General features: G+C 57.6%; 10 protein-coding genes. 5 read left to right on the plus strand and 5 right to left on the minus strand.

Translation table 11 applies throughout. From position 1 onward, the window contains the following. Positions 1-907: tyrosine-type recombinase/integrase (locus ACZO0A_RS11945; protein ID WP_486846384.1), on the plus strand; the 907-nt coding region annotated here is incomplete at its 5' end. 267 nt (positions 908-1,174) lie between these two features. Continuing rightward, positions 1,175-2,254, plus strand: coding sequence for a radical SAM family heme chaperone HemW (gene hemW, locus ACZO0A_RS11950; RefSeq protein ID WP_302375438.1), 1,080 nt, complete (start codon positions 1,175-1,177; stop codon positions 2,252-2,254). Positions 2,255-2,301: 47 nt separating this feature from the next. On the opposite strand, the gene ACZO0A_RS11955 is transcribed toward hemW, so the two are convergent. The 3 genes from ACZO0A_RS11955 to ACZO0A_RS11965 all read right to left on the minus strand — a co-directional run bounded on the left by ACZO0A_RS11955 (position 2,302) and on the right by ACZO0A_RS11965 (position 4,740). Continuing rightward, a complete protein-coding gene (locus tag ACZO0A_RS11955) occupies positions 2,302-2,865 on the minus strand; it encodes an ATP-binding cassette domain-containing protein (protein ID WP_302375437.1) in 564 nt (187 codons plus the stop codon). Then, positions 2,862-3,584 carry an ABC transporter permease gene (locus ACZO0A_RS11960; protein WP_294718123.1) on the minus strand — a complete coding sequence of 241 codons (723 nt, stop codon included), beginning with the start codon at positions 3,582-3,584 and terminating at the stop codon, positions 2,862-2,864. The genes ACZO0A_RS11955 and ACZO0A_RS11960 overlap by 4 nt, the downstream gene beginning before the upstream one ends. Before the next feature lie 85 nt (positions 3,585-3,669). Continuing rightward, entirely contained in the window at positions 3,670-4,740 is a 1,071-nt protein-coding gene (locus ACZO0A_RS11965; protein WP_294718122.1) for an ABC transporter substrate-binding protein, read from the minus strand. Positions 4,741-4,850: 110 nt separating this feature from the next. Between ACZO0A_RS11965 and ACZO0A_RS11970 the strand changes: the two genes are divergently transcribed. The 3 genes from ACZO0A_RS11970 to ACZO0A_RS11980 are packed head-to-tail and all read left to right on the plus strand — an operon-like array spanning position 4,851 to position 7,139. Further along, positions 4,851-5,543 carry a Crp/Fnr family transcriptional regulator gene (locus ACZO0A_RS11970; RefSeq protein ID WP_215692288.1) on the plus strand — a complete coding sequence of 231 codons (693 nt, stop codon included), beginning with the start codon at positions 4,851-4,853 and terminating at the stop codon, positions 5,541-5,543. Positions 5,544-5,577: 34 nt separating this feature from the next. After that, positions 5,578-6,564, plus strand: coding sequence for a glycosyltransferase family 2 protein (locus ACZO0A_RS11975; protein WP_302375436.1), 987 nt, complete (start codon positions 5,578-5,580; stop codon positions 6,562-6,564). Further along, positions 6,561-7,139, plus strand: coding sequence for a flavin reductase family protein (locus ACZO0A_RS11980; protein WP_291209079.1), 579 nt, complete (start codon positions 6,561-6,563; stop codon positions 7,137-7,139). Before ACZO0A_RS11975 ends, ACZO0A_RS11980 begins: the two co-directional genes overlap by 4 nt. A gap of 155 nt (positions 7,140-7,294) precedes the next feature. Here the strand turns inward: ACZO0A_RS11980 and ACZO0A_RS11985 are convergent, their stop codons facing one another. Together ACZO0A_RS11985 and ACZO0A_RS11990 are read right to left on the minus strand one after the other, a co-directional pair. Then, positions 7,295-7,495 carry a hypothetical protein gene (locus tag ACZO0A_RS11985; RefSeq protein ID WP_215692285.1) on the minus strand — a complete coding sequence of 67 codons (201 nt, stop codon included), beginning with the start codon at positions 7,493-7,495 and terminating at the stop codon, positions 7,295-7,297. Between the two features lie 3 nt (positions 7,496-7,498). Further along, positions 7,499-8,251, minus strand: a 753-nt coding sequence (locus ACZO0A_RS11990; protein WP_486846387.1) for an ABC transporter permease subunit, incomplete at its 5' end; no start/stop codon positions are given.

Below are 8,251 nucleotides of genomic sequence, written 5' to 3' on the forward strand. Positions count from 1 at the left end.
CGCTACTGTAAATCGATTGGAACAGGATGCTTTTTCAACACGAATTATTCGAACTATCAAGATGAGCGATGCACAGCAATGGATTATTTCTTTATTCGAAGAAGGAAAAAGCACAGGAACTATCAAAACAATTTTGGCAGTCGTAAAGCCTGCATTTCAAATGGCATGTGAGGAAGATGCTATTCTCAAGAATCCGTTTCAGTTTAAGCTGACAAATTACATTCCCAATAATCGTAAGCAGCGAACCGCATTAACCGATATCCAGCAAAAGAATCTTCTTGCCTATATGGAAAGCAGCACTGTCTACAGCAAACATTTAGACCTGTTTATCGTTTTGCTTTGGACAGGGCTTCGTGTTAGTGAATACTGCGGACTCACAGTAGATGATATTGATTTTGATCTTATGCGAATCCGGGTTGAGCGGCAGTTGATTTATGGAAAAAATGGGGTCAATTATATTGCCAAGCCTAAAACCGCACAGGGTACGCGATATATTCCAATCACGCAAAAGACTTATGCCAGTTTACAGCGGTTGGTACGCAGCAGTCAACAGAACCATGTGATTTCTGTTGTAGACGGGTACAGTGGTTTCATTGCCTTAAAGCGTAGCGGCAAACTACAAGCACGATATGACATTGAGCATGTATTTCATGACTTGAGAAGAGCCTATAATCGCGATAACCCCGACAAGCAGATTCATACGTTATCTCCTCATGTACTACGTCATACATTTTGTACAAACATGGCAAATGCCGGGATGGATGTCAAAAACTTACAATATATCATGGGCCATGCTGATGTTTCTATGACACTGAATGTGTATACCCACGCAACGTATACTCATGCATCTGCACAAATGTTGAAGTTAGTGAATTCTGATGGCAAAACATCAATTTGCGGTGCCTAAATTTTACCGTACTGTACGTGTTTTACTACACCACTTACTACACCAAACCACGGTTTAGATGTAAAGATTGACGTAGTTTTACATGTCGTTCGGTAAAACGCAAGCTACTTCCCTAATTCCACGAAATTTTTCCACATTTTGCGACAATAATGTTTTTGACGTTTTACAGTTGTATTTTGAACTTCTTTTCCTTAAAAGCATAGTTGCAATCACAAAACTATTAAATATAGCACAGAATTGTGAAATTCCCAAAACAAAAGGTGCATTATGTCCAAAAAAGAGCCGTTTGGTATTTACATTCATATTCCCTACTGCAAGGCAAAATGCCGGTACTGCGATTTTTACTCGGCCCCAGGTGCACGCGGCGTGCCGCAGAGCTACGTGGACGCACTGCTGCGGGAGCTGGCGAGGAACACCCGCTGCCCCGATACTGTGTATTTCGGCGGCGGTACGCCCGGGCTGCTGTCGCCCACACAGGTCGATGCTTTGATTCAAGCCGCTGCCCCCTTGCCCGGCGCAGAAATCACCTTGGAGGCGAATCCCGACATCGTAACGTCCGAGACGCTGCGCGGGTTCAGGGCAGCGGGCGTAACACGCATCAGCTTTGGTGTGCAGAGTGCCGACGATGCCCAGCTGCGCCGGTTAGGCCGCACCCACACGGCCGCCGGGGCTGCGCAGGCGCTGGCTTGGGCGCGGGAGGCCGGGTTTGACGAGATCTGCGGCGACATTATGCTGGCGCTGCCCGAGTACACGAACGCCGAGTTTGACCGCACGCTGGCGTTGCTGCGCGACGGCGGCTGCACGCATATCTCGGCCTATTTATTAAAGGTAGAACCGGGCACAGCCTTTTACCGCAGCCCGCCTGCAGGCCTGCCAGACGGCGATGCGGCGGCGGATTTTTACCTGTACGCCGTGCAGCAGTTGGAGGCTGCGGGCTACCGCCAATACGAAATCAGCAATTTTGCCCGCCCGGGCCACGAAGGGCGGCACAATTTGTTATATTGGAACTGCAACGACTACTGGGGCATCGGCCCGGCAGCCCACAGTTGCGTGGACAATGTGCGGCGGTTCTGGCCCGGGGATGTGCAGGGGTTTATTGACGGCACGATCCACGAGGAAATCGAGGGCGACTGCACAGTCGAGGATTATCTGCTGATGCAGCTACGGCTGGTCAGCGGACTGGATATCACCGAGTACGAGCGGCGCGGCGGGCAGTTCACGGCGGCGCAGCGGGCGTTCATGCGGCAGTGCGTGGGCCACGGGTATGCAACGCTGGATGGCAATGTGTTCCGCCTGACCCCCGCCGGGATGGTGGTGCAGAACGCGATATTGGCGGAATTGATATGAAAAAGGAAAGCACGCCCACGCGATAGTTTTCGCTCGGGCGTGCTTTTTTATACTTCTTTTACCGGCCAGCCCAGCAGGTCGGCGGCGGTGCGGTCATGGGTGACCAAAATCGTAGGCCGCGCCCCTGCCAGCCGCTTTGTGGCGGCGACAGCATCGGCGACAAGCTCGGCGTCCATGCCGGTGAAGGGTTCATCCAGCAGCAGCGTGGCAGCATCCTTGCAGAGCAGCGCCCGCAGCAGGGCGGCGCGGCGCTTCTGCCCGCCGGAGAGCCGTGCAGCGGGCAAAGCCAGCTCGGCATCGGTAAAGCCCAGGCCGCGCAGCTCCCGCTCTGCCTCCTGCGGTGTCAGACCATGGCCTGTCAGCGTCAAGTTCACGGCGGCGGTCAGCTGCGGGCAGAGGCGATCCTCCTGAAATACGGCAGCGGGCGTTTCCACGCCTGTGACCGTGCCGGAGTCAGCCGTTTCTAACCCCAGCAGAATGCGCAGCAGCGTCGTTTTACCACAACCGGAACGGCCCATCAGCACCATAGGGCGGTCGACCGTCCAGCTGAAATTCTGCAAAACCGGCGTGGTGCCAAACTTCTTGCAGAGATTTTCTATCACAATGCTCATGTGCGCACCTCCCCGCAAAGGCGGGCTTTCACCGTGCGCAGGCCCCAGGCCGCTACGGCGGACAGCACCGCCGACAGCAGCACGATAACCAGCGTCCAGGCAAACACATCTGGTGTGGACAGCGTGATTTTGGCGCGGTAGAGCGCGTCGCCAACGCTGTGATCCGGCAGACCGATGACCTCCGCCGAGACGCCGCTCTTCCAGCACATGCCCATGGCGGCGATGCAGCTTTCGCAGAACGACGGGAAAACGCCCGGCAGCCAGATGTACCGCAGCCGCGCGGACAGCGGCAGACGGTAGACTTTCGCCATTTCCAGCAGCTTCGGGTCGGTGTCAGCAATGCCGCCCAGCACACCCGCGTAGACCACCGGCAGCACATGGGTAAAGCTGACAATGACCGAAAGGTTCGCGCTGCGCACCCAGAGCAGGGCCAGAATGACAAAGCTGGCGACGGGCATGGCGCGGATCAGCTGCATGGCCGGGTCAATGAACACCCGCACCCAATGCCAGCGCGCCCCCGCCGCACCAAGAAGCAGGCCCCCCGCTGCTGCCAGCAGGAAGCCCGCCACTATGCGCAGCGCACTGAATACGATGCGCTGCCAGAACGCAGCCGTGGGTGCCAGCTGCGCCAGCGCCCCCAGCGTTTGCAAAGGCGTAGCCAGAAACAGCCCGCCGTGCCCCAGCCCCATGGCGGCAAACTGCCAAATCAGAATCCACACGAGGATAGCAGCGGCTTTTTGCCACAGCGGAGTTTGTAGGGGTCGATGCTCGCATCCGCCCCTGCAAGAGGGGATTAAATCAGATTTAGCCTGCATAGTAGAAGTCGTCGGCAGGCAGGGTGCCGCCCACACTGGCGGGGTCAGCGGCGTACAGAACGTTGAAGTACGTCTCGAGGTCGGTCTTCATCTCATCGCCGGTCTCAAAGATGATGTTGCACTGAGGCAGCGCCTTCTGGGCCAGAGCGGCCTTGGCAATGATGCCGTACTCCTCGCACAGGGCAGCGGTGCCTTCCAGGTCATTGTTTGCGGCCTCAACGCTGGCGGCATAACCGTCCATGAAGGCTGCGAACGCCTCGGGGTCATTCTCGACGGCATCCTTGCGGACGACCAGAACGCCGGTGACGAGCTTGGAACCGGCCACCTTCTGCCATTCCTCGTTCATGTCCAGGGCAACGCGCAGGCCCTCGACCTGGGACAGAGCGCTGGTGACGAAGGGCTGGGGCAGCATGGCAATGGTCGCCTCACCGGCCTGGACTTTGCTCAGGGCCTCGGTGGCCTCGCTGCAATACTCAATGGTGACGTCGCTGTCGGGATCGATGCCGTTCTCGCTCAGGACATAGCGCAGGACGTACTCAGGCGTTGCTCCCTTGCCGGTGGTGACGATGGTCTGGCCTTTCAGGTCCTCGACCGAATTGACAGTCTCGCCGTTCTCGACGATGTAGAGCACGCCCAGCGTGTTGATGCAGGCGACTTCGACTGCACCGTTGGTCTTGTTATACAGGGTCGCAGCCAGGTTGGCGGGCACAGCGGCGGCGTCCAGCTCGCCCTTGACCAGCAGCGGGACGATCTCGTCAGCCGCACCGTACATCGTGAAATTGTAGTTCTCGGCAACCTCATCGGCCATCAGGTTGACCAGGCCCATCGTGGTGGGGCCTTTCAGACCGGCAATGCGCAGGGCAGCCTCGGCGGCATCGGTGTCGGCGGACTCGTCGGTGGCAGGCTCGGCCTCGACGGCGGATTCAGCGGCAGATTCCACGGTGGACTCGGCCACGGATTCCGCAGCGGACTCGCTGACAGCGGCGGTAGCGCCGCAGCCAGCCAGAGATGCACAGAGAGTAAACGCCGTAACAGCGGCGAAAACACGTTTCAACTTCATAAAAATCTTATCCTCCTTGTTGCTTTTGCGGCCCTACTATACTATAATAAATGTGAATTGTCTGTTGCACTGGCAACAGGATACCCTTTTGTAACCACCCAAGGAGCCGTATGGACTATACACCCTACTACGAGACGATGCGCCGCACCCGCCTTTTGCGCGGGATGACCGACGCCGAGCTGGACACGCTGATGACCTGCTTTGCGCCCCGGGTGCGCCGCTATGCCAAGGGCGAGCTGCTGCTGATGGCCGGGTACGAGACGCGGGAAGTCGGCCTGGTGCTGGAAGGTTCCATCACCGCCAGCAAGCCGCTGGCCGACGGCAGCACGGTCGTTATCTCCCACATGGGGCCGGGCGGTGTGTTTGCCGATGTTTTGGCCGGTGGGCGCAGCCGCAGCCCGGTCAATGTAGCTGCTGCCGAGCCGTGCCTGGCGCTCTACCTGCCCTGCGAGGCGTTGCTGCGCCCCTGCGCCGCGCTGCACAGCGCCCATTTGAAGTTGCTGCAGAACTGGCTGGAAACCATCAGTGACAAATATTTTGCGCTGGACCGCCGTTTGGAGCTGATTTGCTGTAAGAGCCTGCGTGGGCGCATCTGTATGTGGCTGCTGGAACAGCGGGAGCGCTGCGGCGCGGACACCTTTACCACCAGCATGAACCGCACCGAGCTGGCTGCCTTTTTGAACTGCGACCGCAGTGCGCTTTCCCGCGAGTTGAGCCGTATGCAGGAGGAAGGGCTGATCGAGCTGTTCCGGGGCAGCTTTAAACTGCCGGATCCCGAGCGGCTGCGGGCCGCCTGCCCATAAGTACCCATAAAATAAACACATCGAGGTTATTTGTATGAACAACCGCACTGAACCGATTTTGTACATCGTCATCCCCTGCTACAACGAGCAGGAGGTTTTACCCATCACTGCGCCGATGTTTTTGCAGAAAATTAACGATCTGGCCGCGGCGGGCAAGATCAGCCCGGACAGCCGCGTGCTGTTTGTGAACGACGGCTCAAAGGACCGCACCTGGGAAATCATCAACGAATTGGCCACCAGTGACGAGCATTACGTCGGCATCTGCCAAAGCCGCAACCGCGGCCACCAGAACGCCGTGCTGGCGGGCTTGATGGAGGCAAAGAGCCGCTGCGACATCACCATTTCCATCGACTGCGACGGCCAGGACGACATCAACGCCATGGACGGCATGGTGGATGCCTACCGCGACGGTTGCGATATCGTCTACGGCGTGCGCAGCAAGCGGGATACCGACACGTTTTTCAAGCGTTTTACCGCCGAGAGTTTCTACAAAATCTTGAATGCCATGGGTGCGGAAGTTGTCTTTAACCACGCGGACTACCGCCTGATGAGCGCCCGCGCACTGGAAGAGTTTGCGAAATTCAAAGAGGTCAACCTGTTCCTGCGCGGCATGGTGCCGCTGGTGGGCTTTAAATCCACCTGCGTGACCTACGAACGCCACGAGCGCATTGCGGGCGAGAGCCACTATCCCCTGTCCAAAATGCTGGCGCTAGCTTTCGACGGCATCACGAGTTTGTCCACCAAGCCGATTCGGTTCATCACCGGCTTTGGCGTGTTTGTGGCGCTGGTCAGCTTCATCGGCGTGCTGTGGGCTGTCATTGAGGCCGCCATGGGCCTGACCGTTTCCGGCTGGGCATCGATGACGAGCATCATCTGCTTTGTGTCTGGCGTGCAGCTGATTTGCCTGGGCGTGATCGGTGAGTACATTGGCAAAATCTACCTGGAATCCAAGCACCGCCCGCGCTATATTATCAGCGAAACGACGCCGAATTTTGGTGAAGCCAAGGAGGATGCACAATGAGCCGCCAGGTATGGAAGGGGTCTACTCTGCTGAACCCGGAGCCGCCGGTGTTGGTCAGCTGCGGCAGCCCCGACAAGCCGAACCTTATCACCGTGGGCTGGACCGGCACCATCTGCACCCAGCCGCCGATGCTGTCCATCAGTGTGCGGCCCGAGCGGTACAGCCACCATTTAATTCAAGAAAGCGGCGAGTTCGTCGTGAACCTGCCCACCGAGAGCTTAGTCCGGGCCATCGACTGGTGCGGCGTCAAGAGCGGCCGCGACGTGGACAAGTTTGCCGCCATGCACCTGACCGCCGCCCCCGCCGCCAAGGTGGGCACGGTTTTGGTCGAGGAAAGCCCGGTGAATTTGGAGTGCAAGGTCACGCAGGTCATTTCTTTAGGCAGCCATGACTTGTTCTTGGCGGAGTGCGTCGCCGTAGATGTGGACGAGCGGCTGCTGGATGAAAGCGGGAAATTGTGCTTGAACAAGGCAAAGCTGATTGTGTACAGCCATGGAGATTACCTGGCGCTGGGGCGCAAGCTGGGCAGCTTTGGGTATAGTGTCAGGAAGAAGAAAAAGGCGATCAAAAAATAATAGGGGCAAATTCCATATCCGCCCCTCGGCTAAAAGGCCGCCGCGCTGTAAAGGCAAGGCTGCGGGCCGCAGATGTGCGGCCCCTACAGCTCTGCTAAAGCACAAATAAAAACACCGTTCACAGAGATTTTTCTCCGTGAACGGTGCTTCTTTTTTTACAATATTCCCTTACTCTTGAGGATGCCGACCAGCACTACGATGACCAGAGCGGCTACGCAGACGCCGATGAAGATGTCTATGTATTTCAGCGGAACCTTGCGGAATTTCTCGTAGAAATTCTCAAAGGCATTCAGCTGGCTGCGGTCGGGGCGGTCGGGTTTCTTTTCGGTCTCGGGAGTAGTCTTTTCTTCGCCCATAGGTTACTTCTTCGCCAGGTACTTGCGCAGGTCAAGGGCAACGGCGATGACGATGACAAGGCCCTGTGCAATGTAGGTGTAGGCGGGGTCGACGCCGAGGAACTGCAGGCAAATCTTCAGGACTTCAAAGACCAGAACACCGACCAGAACGCCGGAGACCTTGCCGACGCCGCCGTTGGTGGAAACGCCGCCGATGGTGCAGGCTGCGATAGCTTCCAGCTCATAGCCGTTGCCGGTGTTGGTGGAAGCGCCGCCGGCCTTTGCGCCGACGAGGAAGCCGCCGAGAGCATACATGCAGGAGGCCAAGATGTAGATGCGGATCAGGGACGCGGTGACGTTGACACCGGCAACCTGAGCGGCGTTCTCGTTGCCGCCGATGGCGTACATGTACTTGCCGTGACGGGTCTTATTGTAGAGGAACCAGAAGAAGATGCCGACGATCAGTGCAAAGATGGCCAGGAACGGGATGGGGCCCAGCGTGCCGCTGGCAACGGTCAGGTAGCTCTGCTTGTAACCGCCCATGGGCTGGTTGTTGGTGATGACGGAGCACAGGCCGTAAACGATGGTCTGCATACCCAGCGTAGCGATGAAAGGAGGAACCTTCAGGAATGCGATAATGCAGCCGTTGATGGCACCGAAGCAGGCCATGATCGCCATGACGATTAGCAGGGCCACGGGCCACGGAATATCGGGCAGCCAGGGCAGCATGCGGGCAGAGTAGTCAACACTCTGCAGCAGCATGGCGGAGAAGCAGGC

The sequence above is a fragment of the Gemmiger sp. genome (genome assembly GCF_057431175.1).